Annotated in this window: 20 protein-coding genes, 1 pseudogene and 1 riboswitch; of the genes and pseudogenes, 8 read left to right on the top strand and 13 right to left on the bottom strand. The window is 62.0% G+C overall.

Translation table 11 applies throughout. The features are described 5' to 3' along the window. Position 1: 1 nt before the first annotated feature. The 3 genes from FX982_RS17780 to FX982_RS17770 are packed head-to-tail and all read right to left on the bottom strand — an operon-like array spanning position 2 to position 2057. Complete coding sequence (locus tag FX982_RS17780) at positions 2-280, bottom strand: lipid-A-disaccharide synthase N-terminal domain-containing protein (RefSeq protein ID WP_172611839.1); 279 nt, start codon at positions 278-280, stop codon at positions 2-4. After that, entirely contained in the window at positions 277-1035 is a 759-nt protein-coding gene (locus FX982_RS17775) for a glycosyltransferase family 2 protein (protein ID WP_172611838.1), read from the bottom strand. The genes FX982_RS17780 and FX982_RS17775 overlap by 4 nt, the downstream gene beginning before the upstream one ends. Further along, complete coding sequence (locus FX982_RS17770) at positions 1035-2057, bottom strand: NAD-dependent epimerase/dehydratase family protein (RefSeq protein ID WP_172611837.1); 1023 nt, start codon at positions 2055-2057, stop codon at positions 1035-1037. Before FX982_RS17770 ends, FX982_RS17775 begins: the two co-directional genes overlap by 1 nt. A 396-nt stretch (positions 2058-2453) precedes the next feature. Between FX982_RS17770 and FX982_RS17765 the strand changes: the two genes are divergently transcribed. After that, the gene (locus FX982_RS17765) at positions 2454-4526 is read left to right on the top strand and encodes a calcium-binding protein (protein ID WP_172611836.1); all 2073 of its coding nucleotides are present in this window, start codon (positions 2454-2456) and stop codon (positions 4524-4526) included. Positions 4527-4770: 244 nt separating this feature from the next. On the opposite strand, the gene FX982_RS17760 is transcribed toward FX982_RS17765, so the two are convergent. Next, complete coding sequence (locus tag FX982_RS17760) at positions 4771-5691, bottom strand: NADP-dependent oxidoreductase (RefSeq protein WP_172611835.1); 921 nt, start codon at positions 5689-5691, stop codon at positions 4771-4773. A 20-nt stretch (positions 5692-5711) separates the two neighbouring features. Beyond that, positions 5712-6149 (bottom strand): ester cyclase, encoded by a 438-nt coding sequence (locus FX982_RS17755; RefSeq protein ID WP_172611834.1) that lies wholly within the window; start codon positions 6147-6149, stop codon positions 5712-5714. 91 nt (positions 6150-6240) lie between these two features. Here FX982_RS17755 and FX982_RS17750 point away from each other — a divergent pair, with 91 nt between their 5' ends. From FX982_RS17750 to mntP, 3 genes are all read left to right on the top strand, one after another. Next, complete coding sequence (locus FX982_RS17750; RefSeq protein ID WP_172611833.1) at positions 6241-7152, top strand: LysR family transcriptional regulator; 912 nt, start codon at positions 6241-6243, stop codon at positions 7150-7152. A 226-nt stretch (positions 7153-7378) separates the two neighbouring features. Further along, complete coding sequence (locus FX982_RS17745; protein ID WP_172611832.1) at positions 7379-8689, top strand: ATP-binding protein; 1311 nt, start codon at positions 7379-7381, stop codon at positions 8687-8689. A gap of 148 nt (positions 8690-8837) precedes the next feature. Then, a riboswitch (yybP-ykoY riboswitch) is annotated at positions 8838-8999 on the top strand. Between the two features lie 12 nt (positions 9000-9011). Then, complete coding sequence (gene mntP / locus FX982_RS17740) at positions 9012-9578, top strand: manganese efflux pump MntP (RefSeq protein WP_172611831.1); 567 nt, start codon at positions 9012-9014, stop codon at positions 9576-9578. Between the two features lie 49 nt (positions 9579-9627). Here the strand turns inward: mntP and FX982_RS17735 are convergent, their stop codons facing one another. Further along, positions 9628-10377 (bottom strand): glucose 1-dehydrogenase, encoded by a 750-nt coding sequence (locus FX982_RS17735; protein WP_172611830.1) that lies wholly within the window; start codon positions 10375-10377, stop codon positions 9628-9630. Positions 10378-10580: 203 nt separating this feature from the next. Here FX982_RS17735 and FX982_RS17730 point away from each other — a divergent pair, with 203 nt between their 5' ends. After that, the gene (locus FX982_RS17730) at positions 10581-11498 is read left to right on the top strand and encodes an AraC family transcriptional regulator (protein ID WP_172611829.1); all 918 of its coding nucleotides are present in this window, start codon (positions 10581-10583) and stop codon (positions 11496-11498) included. On the opposite strand, the gene FX982_RS17725 is transcribed toward FX982_RS17730, so the two are convergent. The 3 genes from FX982_RS17725 to FX982_RS17715 are packed head-to-tail and all read right to left on the bottom strand — an operon-like array spanning position 11495 to position 13642. Further along, positions 11495-12481 (bottom strand): saccharopine dehydrogenase family protein, encoded by a 987-nt coding sequence (locus FX982_RS17725; protein WP_172611828.1) that lies wholly within the window; start codon positions 12479-12481, stop codon positions 11495-11497. The genes FX982_RS17730 and FX982_RS17725 overlap by 4 nt on opposite strands. Beyond that, complete coding sequence (locus FX982_RS17720; RefSeq protein WP_172611827.1) at positions 12478-12879, bottom strand: VOC family protein; 402 nt, start codon at positions 12877-12879, stop codon at positions 12478-12480. Before FX982_RS17720 ends, FX982_RS17725 begins: the two co-directional genes overlap by 4 nt. A gap of 19 nt (positions 12880-12898) precedes the next feature. Beyond that, positions 12899-13642, bottom strand: coding sequence for an SDR family NAD(P)-dependent oxidoreductase (locus FX982_RS17715; protein WP_172611826.1), 744 nt, complete (start codon positions 13640-13642; stop codon positions 12899-12901). 138 nt (positions 13643-13780) lie between these two features. Here FX982_RS17715 and FX982_RS17710 point away from each other — a divergent pair, with 138 nt between their 5' ends. Both FX982_RS17710 and FX982_RS17705 read left to right on the top strand, forming a co-directional pair. After that, positions 13781-14674 (top strand): AraC family transcriptional regulator, encoded by an 894-nt coding sequence (locus FX982_RS17710; protein WP_172611825.1) that lies wholly within the window; start codon positions 13781-13783, stop codon positions 14672-14674. 191 nt (positions 14675-14865) lie between these two features. Beyond that, a complete protein-coding gene (locus FX982_RS17705) occupies positions 14866-15327 on the top strand; it encodes a GNAT family N-acetyltransferase (RefSeq protein ID WP_172611824.1) in 462 nt (153 codons plus the stop codon). Here FX982_RS17705 and FX982_RS17700 read toward each other — a convergent pair whose 3' ends face one another. The 4 genes and pseudogenes from FX982_RS17700 to FX982_RS17685 form a co-directional block, all read right to left on the bottom strand. After that, positions 15328-16569, bottom strand: coding sequence for a DUF1835 domain-containing protein (locus tag FX982_RS17700; RefSeq protein ID WP_172611823.1), 1242 nt, complete (start codon positions 16567-16569; stop codon positions 15328-15330). A gap of 508 nt (positions 16570-17077) precedes the next feature. Further along, a pseudogene (locus tag FX982_RS17695) lies at positions 17078-18595 on the bottom strand (right-handed parallel beta-helix repeat-containing protein); the annotation flags it as partial. A gap of 253 nt (positions 18596-18848) precedes the next feature. Beyond that, on the bottom strand, positions 18849-19550 hold the full coding sequence (locus tag FX982_RS17690) for a DUF3053 domain-containing protein (protein ID WP_172611822.1): 702 nt from the start codon (positions 19548-19550) through the stop codon (positions 18849-18851). 263 nt (positions 19551-19813) lie between these two features. Beyond that, positions 19814-20758 carry a DNA/RNA non-specific endonuclease gene (locus FX982_RS17685; RefSeq protein ID WP_172611821.1) on the bottom strand — a complete coding sequence of 315 codons (945 nt, stop codon included), beginning with the start codon at positions 20756-20758 and terminating at the stop codon, positions 19814-19816. A 795-nt stretch (positions 20759-21553) separates the two neighbouring features. Here FX982_RS17685 and FX982_RS17680 point away from each other — a divergent pair. Next, positions 21554-23977 (top strand): DUF3772 domain-containing protein, encoded by a 2424-nt coding sequence (locus FX982_RS17680; protein ID WP_172611820.1) that lies wholly within the window; start codon positions 21554-21556, stop codon positions 23975-23977. Positions 23978-23988 lie beyond the last annotated feature (11 nt).

Raw genomic sequence — 23988 nt, 5'->3', positions numbered from 1 at the left:
GCTATTCCTTCAGGTCTTTGTGTTTGGCAATAAGTTGCAGGTTGCGCAGATAAACCACGAACCCAAATGACTGGCCGATGATGAATACCGGGTCTTCGCGGTAGATCGCATAGGCCAGCAACAACGCGCTGCCCACCATGCTCAGGTACCAGAAACCCACCGGAATCACGCTGCGTTTCTTGATTTCGCTGTACAGCCACTGCAAGACGAAGCGGCCGGTAAAAACCGCCTGACCGAGAAACCCGACTGTGAGCCAAAGCGTTTCGCGGGTGAAATTCATCCGGTCATCTCCTCGGGCTGCGCATTGAGTCGGGTGCGGCGCACCAGCCACCAGACGCCGAACAGGTCGAGAATGCCGACAAGCGCGCGGTCCAGATTGCCGTAATTGGAAACGCCCGCCTGGCGATGACGGTGGTGGACCGGATGGACGATCATTCGGCCGTGATGGCGCTGGATCAACGCAGGAATGAAGCGGTGCATGTGGTCGAAGTAAGGCAGTTGCAGAAACGCTGCTCGCTGGATCAGTTTCAGCCCGCAACCGGTATCGGGCGTGGCGTCTTTGAGCATGCGGCTGCGCAAGGCATTGGCGAAACGGGACGCCCAGCGCTTGCTCGCGGTGTCTCGGCGGTTGACGCGATGCCCCGCGACCAATGTCACCGGCTGGCCCGGGTTCCGGTCGTTGACCTGCCCCGTGTTGCGCACCAGTGCCAGCATGCCGGGCAGGTCCGCGGGATCGTTCTGGCCGTCGCCGTCCAGCGTCGCCAGCCATTCACCGCGGGCAGCGCGGGCGGCATGCCAGATCGAGGTGCTCTGCCCGAGGGACACCGCGTGATGCAGGATTCGCAGGGGCTCAAAACCTGAAGCCTTGATCTGCTGCAGAACCCGCAACGTGTCGTCGGTGCTGCCGTCGTCGACCACCAACACCTCGTATTGCTCACCGGCCAGCGCGGTGCGTATTTCATTGAGCAATGAAGGCAGGTTTTGCGCTTCATTCTTCGCCGGGATCAACACCGACACGAACACCGATTCACTCATCACGCCCACCGCTTCTCTTGTTTTGACTGACTGGCCTGTTTCGCTTGTGTGCCCGGGTAGAAATCGCCATACCAGCGCACGAACTCAGCCACGCCCTGCTCCAGCCCGACCTGCGGACTGAAGTCGATCCATTTCGCCAGGCCGGCAACATCGGCCCAGGTTTGCAGCACGTCGCCCGGCTGAAGCGGCAGGTAGTTGCGCCTGGCCTGAATCCCCAGCGCCGACTCCAGGCAGTCCACAAAGTCGAGCAGCTTCACCGGCGCGCCTCGCCCGATGTTGAACAGCTGACACGGCGCGACCCCGTCCATGAGCGGCGGGGGCCGCGGCATGAGCCGGGTCATCGACTCGATGATGTCGTCTACGTAGGTGAAATCCCGCGCCATCTCGCCGTCGTTGTAGATATCGATGGGCTCGCCTTTGAGGATGGCCTGGGTAAATTTGAACAGCGCCATGTCCGGCCGTCCCCATGGCCCGTACACGGTAAAAAACCGCAGCCCCGTCGCCGGAATCCGGTACAGATGCGAGTAGCTGTAGGCCATGAGCTCGTTGGCGCGCTTGGTCGCGGCGTACAGGGAAACGGGCTGTTCAACGGCGTCTTCCACGGCAAACGGCATCTTGGTGTTGGCGCCGTACACCGAACTGCTCGACGCATAAATAAGGTGCTTCACGGGGTATGCCCGGCAGGCTTCCAGGACGTTGAGAAAACCGACCAAGTTGGCATCGGCGTACACGCTCGGGTTATCGATGGAATACCGGACACCGGCCTGGGCCGCCAGATGAATGACCTCAATGAAGCCGGACGCGCTGAACAGGCCAAGCAGCGAGCCGTGGTCGACGATGTCGATTTGCTGGAACTGAAAGGAGGGGAAACGCTCAAGCTGCGCCAGTCGGGCACGCTTGAGGTCGACGCTGTAGTAATCGTTGAGGTTGTCGATGCCCACCACTTGAACGCCCTGGCTGCACAACGTTCTGGCCATGTGAAAGCCGATAAATCCCGCCACCCCGGTGATCAGCACCGTCATTGCGCGAGTGCCGGCCGGCGGCGAGCAGTCTGATTGAGTCCTGCATATCCTGAGCGTGAGACCGTGACGTTCATTTCATGAGTCCTTTTTACAGAACCCGCCAACCGCCCCGAGTTTAAGGCTGCATAGCTGATTCTGTCGGATGCTTGATCAAGCGACGTGAAACTGTGTCACAGCAATATTTAAGCAATGTGAACAGGGTTGACGTCGCATCGCGTGAGCCCCGCCAGACGTTCGACCAGCGCAATGCAGGTCTGTTGAGCGATCCCTCTAGCACAGCCTTGACGGCTTTCTGCCGACGGGAAAATCGTTGGCATTTATGGATGCCGTCACGGTCAACACCCCAGGGCGTCACGCCTTCAAACCCTTCATCCTCCATGTCAAAAGGAAAATGTCATGGCTTCAACAGACAGCAAGCCCACCATCGATTACACCGTACGAACCGGCCCGGGCACCGTGCAAGTGGACCCCTCCACGGGGGCCGATCAAACCTGGAGCATCATTCTTCAGCCGGACGGCAAGATCCTCGTCGGCGGCGAAAGCTTCCAGACCGCCATTGGTTATCCAGGCTCGCCGGGCGATGAAAGCTACGGAACACGCGGCAGCTTCACGTCGGTGCGCCTGAACAGCGACGGCAGCCTGGACAGCAGTTTCAGCCAGGACGGGATTGCCCTCGTGCCGGCCAGCCTGGATCCGGAAGATGAGGCTTACTACGTCATGGCCGTGCAGGCCGACGGTAAAGTCCTGTCGGCGCAGCCTGGGCTTGGCGGTTTGAAAGTCGAACGCTTCAACCTCGATGGCACCCTGGACACCACGTTCGGCAAAGGCGGCGCCGCAGCCCTTGATGTACCGATCAGCACCGATGGAATGGCGATTTACGCCACAGCCGATGGTTCGGTGTATGTCAGCGCTCGCGGCACCTCGCAAGCCGTGGTGTTCAAGCTGGACAGCAGCGGTACGCCGGCGGAAAACTTCGGTGTCGACGGCACACTCGTCCTCAACCCGACCGGCTATTACGGAACCGGCAATATCGCCACCGTTGTGCAGCCCGACGGCAGCGTATTGCTCGGCAGCTGGCTGTACGTGGGCTCCGAGGGACCCCACGACCCGGGCGATCCGGTGTATGCCGTTCAGCGACTTGCAGCCGACGGCAACCTGGATACGACGTTTGGCGTGGATGGCGTGGTGTACTTCGATACCGCCCTGGGGCTGGACTACCGCGCTGCGATCACCGTGCAAGCCGATGGCAAGCTCATCATTGCCGGCGAGAGTTCTGACAACACCGCCTTCAACGTACTGCGGCTGAATGCCGATGGTTCCTTCGATACCTCCTTTAGCGAGGACGGCAAACTCACGATTCAGGTGCCTCAGGGCGAGAAGAACTATGCCCACTCGGCGATCGTTCAGCCCGATGGCAAAATCCTCATCGCTGGCGACGTGATCACCCGCCTGAACGCCGATGGCAGCCTGGACACCACCTTCGGCAGCCAGGACGGCCAATACCACCTAGACGGCTCCAGCGAGGCCAATCACCTGATTGGCAACGACACGGCCGAGATCATCCGCGGCCTGGGCGGTGACGACGTGTTGCAAGGCGCCGGTGGCCGTGACGTGCTGACAGGTGGGGACGGCGCAGACATTTTCCGTTTCAGCCAGATCAGCGACAGCTATCGCACCGCTACCGAAACCGGCAGCGACCGGATTCTGGACTTCGACGCCTCCCAGGACCGTGTAGACCTGATTTCACTGGGGTTCACCGGCCTTGGCGACGGCCACAACGGCACGCTGGCGATCCAGGCCAATGCTGACGGCACCCGCACCTATCTGAAAAGCTTCGATGCCGACGTTGACGGGCAGCGTTTTGAACTGGCGTTCGAAGGCAATCTGACGGGGCAATTGAACAGCAACAACCTGGTGTTCACCGCCCCCACCGTCGAAGGAACGGCCGGCAAGGATGTGATCACGGGGAGTGCCATGTCGGAGGTCATCTACGGCCTGGCCGGTAACGACCGCATTGATGGCGGCAGAGGCTCGGATGTGATCATCGGGGGCGCGGGTGCCGACCTGCTGAGCGGCGGCGACGACCCGAACCTTTCAGTCTACGGCCGTAATGGCATCAATGACGCTGACGTGTTCCGCTACACGGCAGCCAGCGACAGCTATCGCACCGACAGCCAGAGCTTCGTGGACCTGATTGTCCGGTTCGCCAACAACAACGACAAGATCGACGTGTCGGCGTTGGGTTACACGGGTTTCGGTGACGGTACCGGGACCACACTGAAAATGATCTATAACGACGACCTAGACCGCACCTACCTCAAGGACGTGGAAGCGGACGCTCAGGGCCATCGCTTCGAAATCGCCCTCACCGGCGACTGGACCCTGGACCTGCGCAACTCCGACATGATCTTTGCGCAGGCGCAGGAAGTAACCCTCGTGGGCATGGCCAGCGAGGCTGTTCTCGGCTAACAGGCGGGGTGCGACGAGGGGAACGGCTCATGCGCGTTCCCCTCGTTCAACGCTCAGAGCCGGTGACCCGCATCAACCCACTCGTTATAGGACTTCAAGATCCGCATCGGTGTACCTGCAATCATCCAGCCCCTACTCCCGTCTACAGCCTTCGATTTCATGACCCCATGCTTTGGCTGCGCGTGCCCGCGAACATCAAATCTACGAGCCATCGGCGTGTCGTGACATGGATGACGCCACTGAATCAATGGGCCGTACGGATAATGACCTTACCGGAGGCATGCCCGGTGGCGACTTTCTCCAGTGCGGCGCGGGTCTCGTCCAGGGTGAAGATCGAGTCGGTCACAACCTGCAGTTGCCCTGCACTGAACTGCCGCACCGCCTCTTGGAGATACGGCGTGGCGCTGGCAAAGAACACGGCTTCCCCAGCATGGTCTTCGCGGGATTCGATGTCGAACTCAACGAGGGTCGCAATCCGTCCACCCTTGCCGAGCACCGACCAGGAGCTTTCCAGCGTCGGGCCCCCGACCGTGTCGAGCACCAGGTCGATGTCACGCAGGGTGGTGAACTCCTCGGTGCGATAATCGATCGCCTCCTCTGCACCGAGGCTTTTCACCCGCTCGATGTTGCGCGCCGAAGCCGTGGCGATGACATACGCGCCCGCCAGATGCGCCAGCTGCACCGCCATGCTGCCCACACCGCCCGCTCCCCCATGTATCAAGACGCGTTGGCCGGGCTTTAATTGCCCCACCTCAAACAACGCCTGCCGCGCGGTACCGAACGACGTCGGCAACGCCGCCGCCTGCTCGAAACTCATGGAAGCCGGGATCAGACATAGCTCGGTGGCGGCAATTATCAGCTGCCGGGCAAAGGCGCCACCCGCAGTGGGCGTGCTGCGGCCGAACACGCGATCACCGGGTTTCAGGTGGGTCACCTGCTCACCGACGCTGCTGACGATGCCGCTAAAATCTGTGCCCGGGGTGTATGGCAGCTCAACGGGAAAGACCGGCTGCATGTACCCGGCGATGATCTTCAGATCCAGCGGGTTGACGCTGGCGGCCTCGACGCCCACAAGGACCTCGTCAACGCCTGGCTTGCTCAGATCGACGTTGTGCAGCGTGACGACCTCAGGGCCGCCGAATACAGAAATGGACGCTGTTTTCATGATGGCTTTCTCTTCGTTGTTCAGGCTTGAGGGAATTGACCGAGCTGCAGGAACAGACCAAACCAATCCTCCATGTGCCACGTGGTAACGACCCGCCCGTTCTCCAGTGCGTGAAACTCATGCAAACGGAAGCTCACCTGTTTGCCCGTCGCGGCGATGCCAAACAGCTCGCCGAGGTGGGTGCCGGTTATTTCAGCCCGTACGGCGACCTGACCAGGGGCCTGAACCATGTCGTGGATGACGATGCGCACATCCGGAAACGCGTCGGCGAGGCTGCGGATAATCGGCTTGATGCCCTCGGGGCCTTGGCCTTGCCCGGGTGCCAGGGGGATGTCATCCCAGTCGGCAGCCAGCACGCTGTCGACGAGGTCGGGATTGTTCTCGCTGAAGGCGCGGTAGAGGGTCTCAACGGCCTGGCGTTCGGTCTGAAGGCGGGTGGCAAGTTCTGCGGTAGACATAAGGTTGCTCTCGGCGTGGGGTATGGCGAGAGTGTGAGCGCAGGGCTACCATCCGTATAACAAATGGCTCGTATATAGGTTTATTTGATTTATGGATTTTCATGGCATCGATCTGAACCTGCTCGCCGCCTTCAACGCCTTGATGAACGAGCGCAACGTCACGCGCGCCGCCACCCAGGTCGGCGTCAGCCAACCGGCCATGAGTGCCGCGCTTTCGCGCTTGCGCACGCTGTTGGGCGATCCGCTTTTTTTGCGCAGCCCTGACGGCCTCCTTCCAACGCCCCGTGCCCGTGAGTTGGCCCAACCTGTCGCCGAGGCGCTGAGCCAGATAAAAGCCGCGCTGGTGACGATGCCTGGTTTTGTCCCGGCCGACGCCGTGCTCACAATGAATCTTGGCTTGTCGGACTATCCCGCCTTCGTGCTGCTTCCCACGCTGCTGCAGACCTTGAGCGAACACGCGCCACACCTGTCGATCAACGTTCACGCAGTGAATGACCGCGACCATGCCGTGGACATGCTGGATGCGGGAGTGATTGATGCGGCAATTGGCGTATTGCCGAGCCATCAAGACGGTCGTATTTTCACGCGACCGATTCTGCGTGACGCTTTCGTCACCCTCATCGCCCATGGCCATCCGGCAGCCCTGCGCGGCATGGACATGGACACTTACCTCTCGCTGCCCCATGTACTGGTCTCGCCCGAGGGTGATCGACACGGCTTGGTGGATCAGGCGTTGGCTCAGTTGGGCAAGCAACGCACCCTGGCACTGACGCTGCCGCAGATGTTCGCGGTGCCGGCGATCATCGCGTCTTCCCGCATCACTGCCACCGTCCTGAAACGCATCGCCCTCAGCTCGCCCACGGGAGGGAAATTGGTCCTGTTCCCGCCGCCGGTCGCGCTGCCGGAGATCACCTTTCATCTCATCTGGCATCGTCGTGGCAACGGGAATCCCCCTCAGGAATGGCTCAGAGGCATGATCGAATCGGTTGCATCGGGGCTTTAAAGACAGCTGCGGCCTGATACGGCGCATCAACCCACCGGTAACCGACATGGCTAGTCGCTGCCACTCCCAGGCACGCGGCCGCGATATTGGAACGCCGTGCGATTGCGAAGTGTGCTCAAAAAGGAGATTAACGGCCCGGCCCGACCATCGACAGGGCGATGGCCTTGCCGGGCGACGGGCCACAGCGCATCATGCGCGATTGTTTATTTCCCGGCGCAGACTATCGATGGCCCACCATCCCGCCCCATTTCCTTTCAACGAGGAAGAGCGTGTCCTCTCGCTCGAACACCTGGACGTGCTGGACTCTGGCAGCGAGAAGGCATTCGACGACATCGTTCTACTGGCCACCACCCTGTGCGACGCGCCCATTGCGCTGGTGTCCCTGGTGGATCGAGATCGCCAGTGGTTCAAGGCCTGCATCGGCCTCGGGGTGCGGGAGACCCACCGGGATCTGGCGTTCTGCGGCCATGCGATTCTCGACCCCGCGCAGGTGCTGGTGGTTGAAGACGCCGCCCTGGACCCTCGTTTCGCTTTTAGCGCGCTGGTGCTCGGGCCGCCCTACATTCGTTTCTACGCAGGCGCCCCTATCGTCACGGAAAGCGGTGTCGTCCTCGGCACTGTCTGCGTGATCGATACCCAGACCCGGCAGCTGAGCGAACGTCAATCCCTTGCGTTGCAGGCCCTGGCCCGGCAAGCCGCTGCCTTGCTGGAAGCCCGATTGCTGGGCAAGCAGCGGGCACGGCAACTCGCGCAGTTTGAGGAACAGTTCAAGCAAGCCGAGCAGAACCCCAGCGAAGTCACCCCGCTGCTGCAGAACTCGCGCTGCATTTCATCGCTGGGCATGCTCACCGCAAGCATTGCCCATGACTTCAACAACCTGCTGCAGAGCGTCAGCGCTGCCTTTCAAATGACCCGCCTGCGTTCCCGCCGGCCTATCGACGTCGAGCGTTTCGCCGAGACCGGTCTGCAGGCCGTGGAGCAAGGCCGGCAGCTCATCAGTTATTTGATGTCGAGCGTACGCGGTGACGGGCCTGAACTCATCTGTATCGACGTGACCGCACGCCTTCACGCGGCGCAGTCGCTGATGCGCCACTCGATGAGCGAACGCATCGATCTCAGCTTCGATTTCGCTGAGTGGGGATGGGGTGTGCTGTGCATGGAGGCCCAACTCCACGCCGTGGTCATGAACCTGCTCACTAATGCGCGCGATGCGCTGAAGGGTACCGGCCAGGTCCATGTGTCGACCCGATGGGTGCACGTGGAAGATGATCTGTCGCTCCAGCAGGGCGACTACCTGGTCGTCAGTGTTCGGGACAACGGCCCCGGCATGACTGCCGAGGTCGCGCACCAGGTGTTCGAGCCCTTCTTTACGACCAAGGCGGTTGGCGAAGGTACGGGGCTGGGGTTGGCCCAAGCCAGGGATTTTGCGATCAAATCTGGCGGCGATGCGCGCATCGACACAGCGCCCGGCGCCGGTACGACCGTGAGCCTGTACCTGAGAATCCTGGGCTGTATCGCGACATCGGAAGCGGTTTAGCCGCCATCACATTGCGTGCTCAAGCGTGCCGCTTCGGCCCGTAACGATTTGTCCTGTACGTGGCGGTGCACAGGTCCGCCCCCTGCCCGGCCGAAGCAAAATCATACGCGACGACATTTCTTTTACATTCAAGCGCTATAGTGGCGGCCCTTGTTGGGGAGTAGCCTGCTCTGGACTCATTGTCCCAGAGCGTTCGTGTCAACATTCTCGGCGGCCTGCCGTGGCACGAACACCTTCGGGTTGGCGAGACCAACGATGCATCCATGCCTAAAGTCGGGCGTGTGGTTGCGTCGTTGACTCACAGCCCGACTGGAACATAGCCGTGAACCCGATTTCCCTCATCCTTCTTGCTCTGGCCATGTCCACGGACGCTTTCGCAGCGGCCATCGGAAAAGGCGCGAGCCTGCACAACCCTCGTTTTATCGAAGCGCTGCGCACCGGCCTTATCTTTGGTGTCATCGAAGGCATCACGCCACTGATCGGTTGGGGCATCGGCCAGGCCGCGACGTCCTACGTCAAGAACTGGGACCACTGGATCGCCTTCACGCTCCTGCTGATCCTCGGCGTGCACATGATCTACAACGGCCTCAAGCATGAAGACGCCGAAGAAGAAAAACCCAATCAGCACTCCTTCCTGATATTGGCGGTGACCGCCTTCGCCACCAGCATCGATGCGCTGGCAGTGGGCGTTGGCCTGGCCTTCGTCAACGTGAATATCCTGGTGGCTGCCGCCGCCATTGGTGTCGCCACGACGGTAATGGTCACGATCGGCGTGATGCTCGGCCGTGTGCTGGGAACGGTGGTGGGCAAACGTGCTGAAATCGTCGGTGGGGTTGTGTTGATGCTGGTCGGGGCGACGATTCTCTACGAGCATTTGTCGGCGGCGTAACCCCGCACGAGCGCAGTTGACCGTGCCCTTCAGACCTCAACCCGGAGGGTTAATACCCGACGCCACGAACCCCGCCGGACGCCCTGATGGATTCGCCCGTGACCCAATGAGAATCACCGGAAGCCAGGAACACAGCCAGAGGGGCAATGTCCTCTGGCTCGCCGAAGCGTCCCAGGGGCGTTCCCGCCAGTATTTTCTCTCCCAACTCGCCCGCGAAATGCCCGGCCGTTGCGGGCGTATTGGTGTGGCCCGGCAGGATCGAGTTGACCCGGATACCGCGCGGCCCCAGCTCCCTGGCCAGCGCGAAGCTCAAGGTGTCGACGGCGCCCTTGGTGGCCGAGTAGACACTGGAGGCCAGGTAGGGGTCTGTACTCAGGATCGAGCTGATATTGATGATGCTTGCCCCAGGCCCCATCAGCTTGACCGCCTCTCGCACCGCGAGCAGGTAGCCCAGCACATTCAGGTTGAATTGCGTGTGGAAGGCTTCTTCGGTGAGGTCATCAATCATCTGGAACACCGCCACCCCTGCGTTATTCACCAGGACATCCAGCGTCCCGTAGTGCTCGCGGACCGTGTTAAACAGACGCGCGACGTCAGTCCCCTGGCTCATGTCCGCTTGCACGGCAATGGCTGAGCCGCCGTGGGTAGTGATATGAGTGACCACAGCATCGGCGTCGGCCTTGCTGGAGGCGTAGTTGACAATGACGGTGGCGCCCTGGGCAGCCAGCGCCTTAGCGATACCGGCGCCGATACCTTTCGAGGCACCCGTGACTACCGCGATTTTTCCGTTGAGTTTCATACCGTGACCTTTTGAAATGAGGTGTGATTGAGCTTCGTTACTGTCCGTCGTGAGCACCGGTCGTGATTGCCGGGCCTTGAACGAGCTGCGTGGCGCCAGTATTCGGCCAACCTGCGGATCGGCGTTTGCCGATTGTTCGCACATCCTTGCCTGATCTTCTCACTTAGCTTGCCAAGCACTGCGGTGTAGCTCACGGTGGGGGTATGCAAACTCCAATCGCAGAACTGCGCCGCATTGTGACGAGCGCCAGGAACACATGGACGGACACCGGCCTGCCCCGCGTGGCCATGGTCTGCGCCGAGGCCTGCCCGGACCAGGTCTATCAGCCGATGCTGCACCTGGTGCTCCAGGGCACGAAAACCCTGTCGATAGGCGAAGAGGTTCTTCGGTACACCGCTGGCCGTTATTTTCTGGTTCCGGTTGATGTACCCGCCACGGGGCAGATCCACCCCGAAGCGGCCGATCAACCCTATCTCGCGGTCAGCCTGGCACTGGATCTCGAGGTGATTGCAACGCTGCTGATGAACGTGAACACCACACCCGCGGCGGCGCAAAATGTTTGCTTCCAGGCGGTGCGAGCCCCCGATGAAATGCTGGACGCCTGGGTGCGAATGCTGAGGCTGGTCGACCGTCCCAATGAGGCTCCGGTTCTGGCGCCCATGATCGAGCGCGAGATTCTGTACCGTGCGCTGCAGGGGCCCCTGGGGGGTGTACTGCGTGACATGGCGCGGCCAGATGGCCGGATGACCCAGATCCGCCGCGTCACTCAGTGGATTGGCGAGCACTACACCGAGCCATTGCGCGTCGAGCCCCTGGCGCTGATGGCCGAAATGAGCGTTGCCGCCTTCTATCGGCATTTCAAGTCGGTCACGGCCATGACACCCCTCCAGTATCAGAAACGCCTGCGCTTGTTGCGGGCTCGCTGGTTGCTGCTGTTCGACACGCTGGACGCCACCTCCATTGCCTACAGGGTCGGCTATGAGAGCGCCTCGCAATTCAGTCGCGAATACGCGCGGCTGTTCGGCCTGCCCCCGGCACGGGATGCCGCGCGGTTCAGGCCGCCTTTCGCCGCAGCAGGCCAGATCACCACGCCGAACCGCAGCCTCCTGCCCCGTCGCTAGACGCCCGGAAGATCGGTGATGACCGTACCCTCGATGCTCTGCGCAAACCCGCCGCCGAACACCTGCGACGGTGCCGCAAAACCTGGCCGTCGCTCACCGCCCAATACCCGACGTGCGGCCTCAACTGCGGCCAGCGGCGTGTAGGTATAGCCGTTCACGGTTTCGATGATCGACCGTGCCACCGAGCCATCTGCTCCGGTGATCTCAACCGCCGCACGGGCTCGATGGGCAGCACGCGCTGCAGCGTCGGGGCCGTCGGGAAGCCGTGAGAGGTCGCCCTCCGGAAACGCTTCGCCCGAGAGGTGCACAAACATCGTGATGTCGGGAATGGCGGTCGCATGCCACGCAGTGACCAGGTCCCCGAAGGACAATGGCACACAGAGCAAAGGGCCCTGACCAAAATCAAATGCACGGGACTGAGCCTCAGGCGTTGCGACCAGCTCACCGTCCACCCTCGCCATCACACCGACGCCGATGATTTCGCTGACGCTCATGGCTGACCCCCGAGACATTGCCCCCGGGACTTGCAGCGCGATGCGCAGTGAACGCGGCTGGACAACGCGACGGGCGACATGCACGGCCAGCGCGTCGGTCGGAACGACATCCCACCCGACGCCCGGCAATAGCATGACGTTCTGTGCAGCGGCTTCACCGCCCAACCGCTCAGCCAGCCGGTACACATTGATCTCTGCGGTGATGTCCAGATAGTCCACGCCGGCGTGGATGCAGGCGCGCATCAAAGGCTCGGCTGTCTGCACGAATGGCCCGGCGAAGTTGAGCAGCACCGAGATCCCTGACAGCGAAGCGGCGGCATCGCCGTCGGCATCGAACACTCGATAAGGCACGCCCAGCCGGGCAGCCAGCGTTTCGAGGCGCTGACGATTGCGCCCGGCGATCTCAAACTGCAGCCCCTGAGATCGCGCGCGCTCCGCCGCCATGCGCCCGGTGTAGCCCGTGGCGCCGTAGATCAGAAGTGTGCTCATAGCGCGTGCTGCCATTTTTTGTAGACGAATTCGAGACTGTAGCCATCCGGATCAAGCACGTTGGCGGCGTAGTAATCGGGGTCGTAGTGCAAGCGTGCGCCCGGCGCACCCTTGTCGACCGCTCCTTGATCCATGGCGGCGGCGTAGGCGGCGTCCACTTCAGCCTTGCTGCCGGCGACAAACCCGACGTGGACAGCACGTCCTTCAACAACCCCCTCACGCAGCCAGAAAAACACCCGGCCATTCGCGCCGAACCCCTTGAGGTCAGGATGACCCGGCGGGCCGTCCTTGCCGTCGTAATCCAGCCGAGCCGTAATACCCAGCTTGCTCAACGCTGCGTCGTAAAAACGGATGGAACGTGGGATGTCGCTCACTGACAGAAAAATATGATCCAGCATTCTGAAAACCCTCCCGTGGTCAGATGTTGTAGCCGCCGGCGACTTCGAGTGTCTGAGCATTGATCCAGCCGCCTTCGTCGGACAGCAACATGGCGATGACACGCGCAACATCCTCCGGCTCGCCAACCCTGCCAAGCGCCGTCTGGGCGGCCAGCATTGCTTCGAACTCATCGTTGAGGCCGCCGCCCAGTTCAGTGCGAATCGCGCCCGGTGATACGGCATTGGCGCGTATCCTCCTGTCGCCAAATTCCTTGGCCATGTAGCGGGTCAACACTTCAAGCCCGCCCTTGAACGCGGCGTAGGGTGCAACGCCTGCAGTGGCCACTCGTGTCGTGGCGCTGGTGAGATTGACGATGCTGGCGTTTTCGGCCAGTAAAGGCAGTAGCGCCTGAGTGAGGAAAAATGGGCCTTTGAGGTGCACATTGAACAGCCCGTCGAACTGCGCTTCGCTGACCGTCGCCAAGGGGTTGAAGACACCATAGCCGGCGTTATTGACCAGGCCATTCAGCGTGGTGGTCGCCCAGGTTTCGTGAAGCGCCGTGACCACGGACGCTCGGAACGCCTCGAAGCTGCTGACGTCGGACACGTCGAGTTTCAGCGCAACGGCTTTCCCTCCGGCCTGTTCGATGCGTTCAACGACTGACGCCGCTGCCTGGGGGTTGGCGTTGTACGTCAGGATGACACCCATACCCTTTCTCGCCGCATGCTCTGCTGCGCTTGCTCCAATGCCGCGGCTGCCACCCGTAATTACGATAACGCCCATGTCGTGATCCTCTGTGATTCAAACGTGGCTCCACAGTACCCATCACAGCGTTCCAGGACGTGTCCGTTCCTCCTCCAAACCTGCCCGTTTCTGCTTTTCCCTTGCGCGGCATGACGCTCCGCCCTCAGCATGCTGCCCATGGAAAAACAATTGAATGAGCTCAGACTGCTCGCTGCCAGCGCTGAAAACCGTCGCACCGAAACGGGCATCCCCCGCGTCGCCATGGTCCAGGGCAAAATTCCCGAGCACCTGCTGGCGGCGGTGTATGACCCGATGATCAACGTGATTCTGCAGGGCAGCAAAAGCATGACCGTGGCCGACCGGACGCTCAGGTACGACCCCGCCACCTACTTCGTCATGTCCATCGATCTGCCAGCGGTGGGTTCAGTGCATCCGGCCGTAACGGGCGAGCCGTATCTGGCGGTCAGCCTGACGCTGGACCCGGCGGTGTTGTCCACGCTGTTTGCCGATCTGCCCAAACCTGCCAGCCGCCCCGAACCCCACGCCGGGTTTCCAGTGGCGTCAATGACGGGTGACTTGATGGACGCCTGGGTGCGAATGCTGCGCTTGATGGGCGACCCGGAAGCGATCGCCGCCCTCGCCCCGGTCTATGAACGGGAAATCATCTTCCGCGTCCTCCAGGGCCCGCTTGGCTGGATGTTGCGCGAAATCGCCGCGCCGGACAGCGCTATGGCGCGGGTCAACATGGCCATCCAGTGGATTCGCCGTGACTTCGCCGAGCCCTTGGGCGTGGAGCGGTTGGCTGAACACGCCTCAATGAGCGTCTCGGCGTTTCATCGCCATTTCAAGGCCGTCACCCACTTGAGCCCCTTGCAGTACCAGAAGCGGGTTCGCCTGTTGCAGGCCAGAACGCTGATGGTCGCCAATGCCAGGAGCGTCATGGCGGCTGCGCTTGAGGTCGGCTACGAGAGCGCCACGCAATTCAGTCGCGATTACGCCCGGGTATTCGGGCTGCCCCCGGCGCGGGATGCGAGCAGGATTCTCAGGGATACGGGCGTGGTCGGGCGCTGAAGGCACAGAACACGAATGTATGCAGTCAAGAAAAAATCGGCAAAACTGCCCAAACTCAAGATTTTCCGGCTGGACTGAAGAAAAATTGCGCGGCCACGGCCGCTGTCAAGGATTTGCCCAGTGAAGCACAGTGCACGCGCCAGACAGCAGGGATCGGCGAGGCTTTTCAGTTTTTACAGGAGTAAAAATTCATGAACTGCCTCATCCGCAAGGCAACGGACAAGGACGCCACCGTGATCAGCCAGGTCATCGTGGCGGCGCTGCGCGAGTCCAACAGTCAGGACTATTCAGCAGCCGTCATCGCGCAGGTTGAGCTGAGTTTTTCCCCGCTGGCGATCCTGGGTTTCATAGCGCAGCGGCAGGTGTACGTGGCGACCTTCGGCGAAGAGATCATTGCTACGGCGAGCCTCGATCAGGCCACGGTCCGAAGCGTATTCGTCGCACCGACACACCAGGGCCAGGGCGCCGGGCGCGCGTTGATGGCGGCGGTTGAATCAGCCGCCGCCACCCACGGCGTCCTTCAGTTGCGCGTGCCCTCTTCCATCACGGCAGAGGGCTTCTACCGTTCACTGGGCTACTCGACCGTTCGGGATGAATACCACGGCGAGGAGCGGACGATGATCATGGAGAAGTCGCTGATATCTCCGGCTTAGTCAGCGACGCCATACCCGGCCTTCTGCGCTGACCACCCAGGGCGAGCGATCGGCAACAATCTGCACCCCACCGACCCAGCGCTCCGCCGGCCCGAGATCAAGCCAGTTCAGCTCGCCGCGCACCACGCGCTCACCCAGCGCGGTCAACCGGACAAGGCGCCTGGGCCATTCACTGCCCGGCTGTTCGTGGACCAGCGGCCGGGGCGCCTCGATGAGCGGCCTGAGCAGCGCGTTGAACATCATGTCGCCCAGATATGGCAGCGGCTCATAGGTGTGCATGAGATGGCCGAAGACCTTGCCGGCCGCCATCTCGCCTTTCTCCGCAAGGATGCGCAGGGTCAGTCGCTGAGTCAGGCCCAGGCCATCCTCTGCGCCGGGCAGTTCTTGCAGTTGTCTCGCCAACGCGGGACCGAGCAATGGCAGCGCGCAATGGTGCTGTGCCGCGAGCTCGGCCCAGCGCGTCGGGTCCGCTGCGGTGTAGGCGGCCCATACCTGCCGGGCCAGTGCCAGAGCGTTTTCACCGATGGCGCGCCGCTGGGGCCAGAGCCAGGCGAGCACGTCCGGGTTGAGTTGCCCGATGCCGATGAACCGCTCGACACCCGGCACGCGGCTGATCTCGATCAGTTCCAGCCTGCGCGGCATGCTGGGCAGACTCGCCAGCAGACGCACCAGAAACAGCTGATCGTACGCATCGGCCTCGCACCACAGCACCAGTTCACTGTTAGCGTTCAGACGGGCCAATGCCTCACGCTGAATCGCCTGTCGTTGCTGAACGTCACGGGGTGACAGTCCAAATGCCTGCTCGGCAAACGCGGCACGTACCGCCCAATACTCATCGTCGGGCAGCGCGGGAACCGGTCCCATGACCATCGGGTCGTCGAACATCTGGAACGAGCCTGCGAAGCCGACAACGCGCAGGCTGCGCTCGATGTCGTTGCCGCAGCGCCAGTGCTGAACCTGTGCTTCCCCCGTCGCCGCAAAATCCGGATGGCGGGCGGCAAATGCGACAGCGTCGGCATGAGCGATCAATTTGGGCCAACTGGCGAAACCCGCCTCGCGGGCCACCAGCCAGTGGGTGTCGGCGAGCCGGTAGTCGGGTCCGGGCAGGCCCATTGCGCGCAGTTGCGCCCGGGCGTCATCGGCTTCGCCGGTTTTAAGTGATTTAAGCAGACGTTTTGCGTGCTTACGCAGCGCAGGCAGGTCGAGCAGACCGTGTTGACGGGACGCATTAATGGCAGGCATGCCAACTCCTTACAGGGCTCGGTCCGCCGACAAGCCGGGAGCTGGAATGAATGATTGGGGAAACGCTTGCCTTGGGGAACCCCTTCGCGCGGACCGCAGGCGCAGCAGACGCCTGGGGCAGACTTTAGCGGGAAGGTCGCAAGGATGCAAAGGTCGCGGCGGGAATGCCTTCGGGGTTGTGTGGCATTACGCCGTAAGTGTGACCTCACGGCGCATGCATCCCTCGGTCCGTTACTCGTGCTCGCGCCTTGGCGAGGACGGTCCTGACGTTACGTCAAACCAGCCCCATTTCCGGATGATCCTGAGCCACGCCTACCAGCTCCACTGACACGGCATCCGCTGCCGATGATGTGTTGGCCAGCAACGCTGGAGCGTCGGCAAATACCATGGCTTTTGCAGGGAGACCGCCTTTGAAGTCACCGTCCAGCACCAGTTCGAAGCGATGCCCTTGCACATCAGGATCAAGGTCTTTCAGGTAGACCCGGGTGTGCTCGGCGTTGGTGGTGAACTTCAGGGTGCCGTCATGGCCGTCGCCGAATCCGGTGAAGCCGAGGCCCGAGACGTCGATTGTGTCGTGGGCGGCATCGAAGTCGCCGATGCGGTCTGCATGGCCGGCGGTGGCCGTTCTGTAGCTGTCGGACACAGAGGTAAACAGAAACAGATCGGAACCTGCGCCGCCGAACAGCACGTCGGCATCGGCGCCGCCGATCAGGGTGTCGTTGCCGCTCCCGCCGAGCAAGCGGTCATGGCCGGCGCCGCCCCAGAGCAGATCCGCCCCCGGCCCACCGTTCAATGTGTCTGCTCCGTCCTTGCCGTTGAGCGAGTCGGCCTTGGCCGTTCCGACGATGACATCGGTGCCATTCCCGCCGTCAATGGCGTTCAGCATCGGGTTGGTCCCGACGTGGTCACCCGCGCCTTGCAGCGATACGGCGCCCTGCTGCAGATGAGCGAAGGTGTTGCCGTAAACGGAGTTGCTGCCTGACTGGCCGCTCTCCTCCGCCACGCCGAAGGTGCTTTTGTCGCCGCCGGTGATGATGTTGTCCGCGAAGGTGTTGTGGTCAGCCGGATGAAGCTTCCCGGAGACGCCGCCGCGATCGTCGAATGGCTGGATCAGCACTTCAGGGATGCCGGCCTTCTGCGCGTTCTCGTGAATCAGATTGCCGCGCACCTCAACGTCCGTGCTGCCATAGACACGCACGCCAGAGGTGCCGTTGTGGTGGATGTCCACGCCGCTGATATCGACGCCGCTGGACAGTTTCACCAACACCCCTTCCGCCGTATTGCCGTAGACCTCGCCACCCTCGATGGTGATGTGATGCGGCGAGGGGATGTTTTCGCTGCCGCGCTGGACGACGATGCCACCGCCGCCATTGTCGTGGGAGACGTTGTTGAGCAGCGCCAGGTCGTGGGTGGTCGTGACAACGTTGAAACCGTGCCGGTCATTGTCGTACGCCAGGTTGTTGCGAAAGGTGCTGTCGATCAGGTAGTCGGCAACGAACCCGTCGAGCCCGTTGCCATGGGACACGCTGTTTTCGATGAGCATGTTGGCCGTGCGCTCGTGGGGATCGAAGCCGTAGCCCGAGCAGTCGCGGATCTCGACGCCGGAGAGCGTGACGTTGCTGTCCTGACCCGGCTGGCCTGGCAGAAACCCGTTGTACCAGCCATCCACCTTGCCCGTGGTCGAATCCCGGTTGCCGTCGAGGGTGAGATTGCTGACGCCGAAATCGTGGGTCGCCTCGCCGCTCGCCGAGCGGATGAGGCCGGTGACCGCCTGGTCGGTGCCATCGGCCAGCTTGAGCACCGTGGCGCCCATGCCCTCGCCCTTGATGAACACATTGCTTTTGAGCATCAGCGCGCCGTCGGCAGGCTTTCCGCCCGGGGTCAGGGTCCAGGTGCCCGCGGGAATATACACATCGCCGCCGCCGGCTTTCGCCGTAGCATCGATGGCGGCTTGAATGGCTGCGGTATCAGACGTATGTCCGTCACCCACAGCGCCGAAATCCCGGACATTGAATTGCAGGGTCATAACGTGCTCCGTTTTCAACTGAAGAGACGGAGGCAGTATGGGCATGTCGTGTGAAAAGCGAGTTATCTGACGGGATATATGACAGGCGGTGGGAAATCAATTCTCGATTTTGCCTGTGGCGCTCCGCCGCAGGATCAAGGCGCTTCCCGGCCAAAGGCGGTCCTACTGACTGCATGCAGGTTGCAGGACCGGCTTTAGCCGGGAAGGCGTCAGCGTGACTTTACTGCGCCGAGCGCCGTTGTCCGTTGTGGATTCAACGCCCCAGCAACACGGCCTGCATGCGTGTCTGCGCGTCTTGAACCACCTTGGCCTTGGCATTCAGGTCCTGCAACAGCGTGTTCAATTCAGCCTGCACCTTGGGGTCCGTCACTTGAACCACCGAGCCATTGATCTGGATCTGCGCCTTGTGAGCGTCGACGTAGTCCGCCACTTTCAGGCCCGATTCGAAGGTGCCGTTGACTTGCGGCATGACGGTCAGGAGCGTGTTGGCCGGTACGCTGACGGTGCGATCATAGGCGCTGTCATACACGGCTTTCAGATCGTCCGGCTGCTTGAGCTGGGCATGGGCTGCATCAGCTTTCGCCAACGTTTGCTTGAGCTGCACGACGAGGTCGTTCACGCCGGCTTGCACCGTCTTGAGATCATCGCGGCGCGCGATCACATCGCCCAATGAGCGGAACGCGCCTTTCTGCACGAAACCGTTCAGGGGTTTGGTGCTGGCGTCCATGCCACTGTTGAATTCAGTGATCACGGCATAGTGCTGGGTGTAATCACCGAAGGACTTCGATTCATCCGGTGTCAGTGTGGGCACGTGCACGCCGGGCTTGTCGATGATGCGGGTTTGCAGGAACTGCTTGAATGCGGCGCGCTGGTCAGGCTCGCTGCTGCCGCAGGCGGTCAGGAGCAGCGGCAGTGCGAGGGCGAGTAACCAGTGGCGGCTGAATGAGACGGTCATTGTCGGTGGATCTCCAGGAAGTGAAAAAAGCCGTTGGCAGAGAAATCGTGCTTCAAGGCGGTACGGCGTGCGGGTTCAGTCGGCAGCTTGCCGATGCCGGTGTACCGTCTGTACGCGTGATGCTAGATAGCCGACGCGCCCATAAATTCCGTTTGGATCCCGTTATTTTGTGGTTTTTGCGCGGTACCGCTCACTCGCCGTCGGGATCAGGCCGGGCCAGAGCGTGATGCCCAGGCTCGGCGCTGAGCCTTGGCGTCATGGGCTTAGAGACGAATATCCTCCGGCCGCTGAATCGACGCTTCGATCCGTGTGCCGGTGATCTGTTCTTCATTGGAGAAACCGTCATACCGCGCCAATTCCCCGAAGCTGATGCCCGTGAGCGTCTCAATCTGAGTGACGCTGCGTCGATACGTCCTTAACGCGCCAAACACCAGCTCCAGCTTGCCCAGCTCGCGGGTCTGGTCGATCACGTACGCGCTGGCCGAAGGTTTGCCGTCATCGCCGAGAAACGCGACAACTTTCCAGAAGGCTCTGGGGATTTGCACCCCTCGGTACAGCGGGTCGTCACTGCGCAGCACCGGTCCGGTGAACACCGTTGCGCGCTCTTTCCAGCGGCGGGTGTTTTCCAGGATGAAGTCTTCGAGCTCCAGCCAGGTTTTCTGATTGAAGGCGGACATCTGCGGCGAGCAGTTGGTGAAATGAAACGTGTCCTGATTGGCGGTCTGCGCCTCGTCACCCCAGTTGGGGTCCTGCCGCCGCACCAAATGACCGCGATCGAGCAAGTTGTCGCGGTACAAATCCTCGCCAAGCTGCGCCTCGACCGGCAGGCGGCCGTCATAGGCCCAGGTGTCCTGACGCCGCACGATCTCGACGCTGCTGCCACCCTCGATGTTCACGCCGACGTACAGCGCAATGCGCCGACTCCGGGACATGCTGATGGAGAAATGGGTGTAGTCCAGACGGTTGCCGGGATTCCCCACGGGGAATACGTCATCCGGCGTCGAGGTGGTCGGCCAGGGCACGACGAATTCCCCGAGAAAATCACCGCTGTAGCCCGCTCGACCTTCCAGTTGCGCTGCCGGCGTGATCCGCGCCTGCGGGGCTGACCGCAGGGCGGTAGCATGGGATGACGGTTCGGTCGTGATGGGCTGAAGATCAGCCAGACGGGGGCGGTGGGCGAGATTCACCTGAGGGTTATGTGTCGGCATCCTGCTTACCTCTTGATTGAAGAAGGCCCTTCGCGGGTCCTGTTGATACAACGAACACGATCATGTGCCGCTGAGTGTGAATATCACATGACCTGACAGCATGGTTGGTATCGGTGAGCGGCGTGCTCGAGAAGGTCCCTTCCCGGCTGGAGCCGGTCCCACAATTTGAAGCGCGCGCGGTCAGTGAGACCGGCTTCAGCCGGGAATGGGCGCGGAGCGTCCTAAGATGCATACCCACGCGGAGCGTGGGCACGATCGGAAATAGCAGACCGCGTACGTCCGGTAGGCCCGGCTGCGATTGTAGGACCGGCTTCAGCCGGGAAGTCCTTGATCTGCGCAGCGCTTTTGATCTTCGTACACAAAAAGTCCAGACGACACCCATCGCGACTTGGGTGCAGGCTGAACGCAGGTCTCGTGGAGTGGGCCGAGCCGCATGGATGCGGCGAGAGCGCCGTCAGGACATGGATGTCCGTTCGGCGCGGGCCCACGGAGCGGGACCGGAGTGAAGGAACCCTGAGGAACGAAGGGCCCAACCAGGAGCACAAGCCCTTGGTTACTTGGGGCTTTATCAAGTAACTCGCCGAAGGCGAAACAGTCTGCCCCCAGGCAGACGCTCTTGATCTTCCATCAGCCGCACCACTGACGGCAATGGACAGCGAGCGTAAGTTGTCCCGCCACAATACTTGCTATCATCCGCCCCCGCGCGCACGAAGGGCCGAGCCCCCCGCCTGTCTTTCGACAACTGCGCCACATGATCAGATCGCAAAACCGGTTAACGCCCCCAAAGGAACCCGAATGCAGCACGCTACGTTGAACCGTTTCCATGCTGGACTGCTGGCCCTGTTGCTGCTGTGCGTGACCCTGCCAGCGTTTGCTCAGGCCGCGCCGGCCCCAAAGGCCGCGCCGCAGGCCGCCAGCCAAGGCGATGCAGCGCCTGAAGTCGAGGCACCGAGCCTGGATGATCTGAACGAGCAGCTTGACCAGATCCGGCAAAAAGTTACCGTCAGTGCCAATGACGACTTGCTGTCGAGCCTGCGTCAGGCCGCGTTGCAGGTGCAGAAGCAAGCCGATGAGCTGATCGCCAAACAGGCCGTTGACATCGAGCACCTGAACGATCAGTTGAACATCCTTGGCCCGGTGCAACCCGACGAAGCGCCTGCCCTGACCAGCCAGCGCAAGGCGTTGACGGCCCAGAAAAACGCGCTGGTCAGCGACGAGCGGCAGACCAATACGTTGAGTCAGTCGGCACGGGACCTGGCCACTCAGATCTTCAGCCTGCGCCGCAGCCTGTTCGATTCCCAGATCAGCACCCGTACGGCAAGCCCGCTGAGTTCGGCGTTCTGGTCGACCCTGATTCGCCCTACCGATGACGACCTCAGGCGCATGAACGGTTTGCTGGACGACGTCCGCAGCGTGTTCATCAGCGCACTGGCGCCCGGCAACCGCATGCTGTTTGCCAGCGTGGTGATCGGCGCGCTGCTGATCTGGGTGGTGGTGCGCCGCCTGTTGGAGAGCCTGCTGATCCGCCTGATGGTCCGTTGGTTGCCCGAAGGCCGTCTGCGTCGCAGCGCCCTGGCACTGGCCGTCGGGCTGTCGACGGTGGTCACCATCACCGCCGCGACGTCCTTGCTGCGTTGGGGCATCGTCAGCAATGCGGTGCTTAGCAACGACGTGGTCAACCTGCTCGACCAACTGCAGACGCTGATCACCTTCTGCGCCTTCATCGTCGGCCTGGGCCGCGCGCTGCTGATGCTGCCACACCCTTCGTGGCGCCTGCCGAAGATTCCTGACGAAATTGCCACCGCCATGGGCCGATTCCCGCCCGTGCTGGCCTTGGCGCTGATGGTCATCGGCACCCAGGAACGCATCAACAGCGTCATCGCCAGCAGCCTGGCACTGACCGTCGCGGTCAACGGCCTGACCGCACTGGCCGTTTCACTGATGTTCTTCTTCGGCCTGGTGCGCTACCGCCGCACCCGCCGCCGCTTTGCAATCGAACGTCCGGGTGGCCTCGCCGGGTTGATTCCGTTCGTCGTGGCAGTCTGGGTCGGCCTGAGTTTGCTCGCGTTATTGAGCGGCTACCTGACGCTGGCCTACTTCCTCGCAGTTAAGCTGCTGTGGATGAGCGTGGTGGCTTCGACCGCCTATCTGCTGGTGGCGTTCTTTGGCGACGTCTGCGAAACCCTCCTGTCGCCCAAGCAACCGGGTGGCATGGCACTGGGTTCGGCACTCGGCCTGTCGCCGCGCCATCAGGCCCAGGCGAGCACCATTCTGGCGGGCGTTGGCCGCAGTTTGCTGCTGCTGGCCGCCGTGCTACTGGCCTTTCTGCCCTCGGGTTCAAGCCCGGGCGAGTTGCTCGAAAGCTTCACGCGGATGGAAGTCACCGACAAATCCCTGGGCGCCCTGAACATCGTTCCAAGCGACATCCTCATGGCGCTGGGTTGCCTGGTACTTGGCATGCTGGGCGTGCGCGTGCTCAAGGAATGGTTCGGCGAGCGCCTGCTGCCGGAAACCAACATGGACGCCGGCATGCAGGCGTCCCTGGTGACCCTGATCGGCTACATCGGGTTTGTGCTGGTGATTGCGGTGGTGATGTCCACCCTGCACATCAGCCTGACCAACCTGACCTGGGTAGTGAGCGCCCTGTCGGTGGGGATCGGTTTTGGTTTGCAGGCCATCGTGCAGAACTTTATCTCCGGCCTGATCCTGCTGACCGAGCGGCCAGTCAAAGTCGGGGACTGGGTAAGTCTGGCGGGGGTCGAGGGCGATATTCGCCGGATCAACGTGCGCGCCACCGAGATCCAGATGTCCGACCGTTCCACGGTGATTGTGCCGAACTCACAGTTCATTACCCAGAACGTGCGCAACGTGACCATGGGCAACGCACTCGGCGTGGTCGGGATTTCCCTGACGCTCCCGCTGGAAACGGATGTCTTGCAGATCCGCGAACTGCTGTTGCAGGCGTTTACCGAGCACGAAGCCGTCCTCGACACGCCAGCGCCCTCGGTCACCTTCAAAGACCTGACCAACACCGGCCTTATCATCAGCGCCACGGGTTACGTCAACAGCCCGCGCTCGGTGGGCGGTGCGCGAAGCGATCTGTTGTTCACCGTGTTGGGTCGCCTGCGGGAAATGGGCATCGCCCTGTCGGCACCGCAGAGCATGGTGTTGATCAACGACGGGCTGGGCAAGGAACAGCCGCCGGCGGCAGCGGAGTGATCACCCCGCCC

The organism is Pseudomonas graminis (assembly GCF_013201545.1).
Lineage (GTDB): Bacteria > Pseudomonadota > Gammaproteobacteria > Pseudomonadales > Pseudomonadaceae > Aquipseudomonas.
This window is presented reverse-complemented; position numbering and strand designations above follow the sequence as displayed.

Excerpts from the sequence above, each read along its gene's own strand:
- FX982_RS17780 (WP_172611839.1), bottom strand. The coding sequence starts at position 280 with ATGAATTTCACCCGCGAAACGCTTTGGCTCACAGTCGGGTTTCTCGGT.
- FX982_RS17775 (WP_172611838.1), bottom strand. The coding sequence starts at position 1,035 with ATGAGTGAATCGGTGTTCGTGTCGGTGTTGATCCCGGCGAAGAATGAA.
- FX982_RS17770 (WP_172611837.1), bottom strand. The coding sequence starts at position 2,057 with ATGACGGTGCTGATCACCGGGGTGGCGGGATTTATCGGCTTTCACATG.
- FX982_RS17765 (WP_172611836.1), top strand. The coding sequence starts at position 2,454 with ATGGCTTCAACAGACAGCAAGCCCACCATCGATTACACCGTACGAACC.
- FX982_RS17760 (WP_172611835.1), bottom strand. The coding sequence starts at position 5,691 with ATGAAAACAGCGTCCATTTCTGTATTCGGCGGCCCTGAGGTCGTCACG.
- FX982_RS17755 (WP_172611834.1), bottom strand. The coding sequence starts at position 6,149 with ATGTCTACCGCAGAACTTGCCACCCGCCTTCAGACCGAACGCCAGGCC.
- FX982_RS17750 (WP_172611833.1), top strand. The coding sequence starts at position 6,241 with ATGGATTTTCATGGCATCGATCTGAACCTGCTCGCCGCCTTCAACGCC.
- FX982_RS17745 (WP_172611832.1), top strand. The coding sequence starts at position 7,379 with ATGGCCCACCATCCCGCCCCATTTCCTTTCAACGAGGAAGAGCGTGTC.
- FX982_RS17735 (WP_172611830.1), bottom strand. The coding sequence starts at position 10,377 with ATGAAACTCAACGGAAAAATCGCGGTAGTCACGGGTGCCTCGAAAGGT.
- FX982_RS17730 (WP_172611829.1), top strand. The coding sequence starts at position 10,581 with ATGCAAACTCCAATCGCAGAACTGCGCCGCATTGTGACGAGCGCCAGG.
- FX982_RS17725 (WP_172611828.1), bottom strand. The coding sequence starts at position 12,481 with ATGAGCACACTTCTGATCTACGGCGCCACGGGCTACACCGGGCGCATG.
- FX982_RS17720 (WP_172611827.1), bottom strand. The coding sequence starts at position 12,879 with ATGCTGGATCATATTTTTCTGTCAGTGAGCGACATCCCACGTTCCATC.
- FX982_RS17715 (WP_172611826.1), bottom strand. The coding sequence starts at position 13,642 with ATGGGCGTTATCGTAATTACGGGTGGCAGCCGCGGCATTGGAGCAAGC.
- FX982_RS17710 (WP_172611825.1), top strand. The coding sequence starts at position 13,781 with ATGGAAAAACAATTGAATGAGCTCAGACTGCTCGCTGCCAGCGCTGAA.
- FX982_RS17705 (WP_172611824.1), top strand. The coding sequence starts at position 14,866 with ATGAACTGCCTCATCCGCAAGGCAACGGACAAGGACGCCACCGTGATC.
- FX982_RS17700 (WP_172611823.1), bottom strand. The coding sequence starts at position 16,569 with ATGCCTGCCATTAATGCGTCCCGTCAACACGGTCTGCTCGACCTGCCT.
- FX982_RS17690 (WP_172611822.1), bottom strand. The coding sequence starts at position 19,550 with ATGACCGTCTCATTCAGCCGCCACTGGTTACTCGCCCTCGCACTGCCG.
- FX982_RS17685 (WP_172611821.1), bottom strand. The coding sequence starts at position 20,758 with ATGCCGACACATAACCCTCAGGTGAATCTCGCCCACCGCCCCCGTCTG.
- FX982_RS17680 (WP_172611820.1), top strand. The coding sequence starts at position 21,554 with ATGCAGCACGCTACGTTGAACCGTTTCCATGCTGGACTGCTGGCCCTG.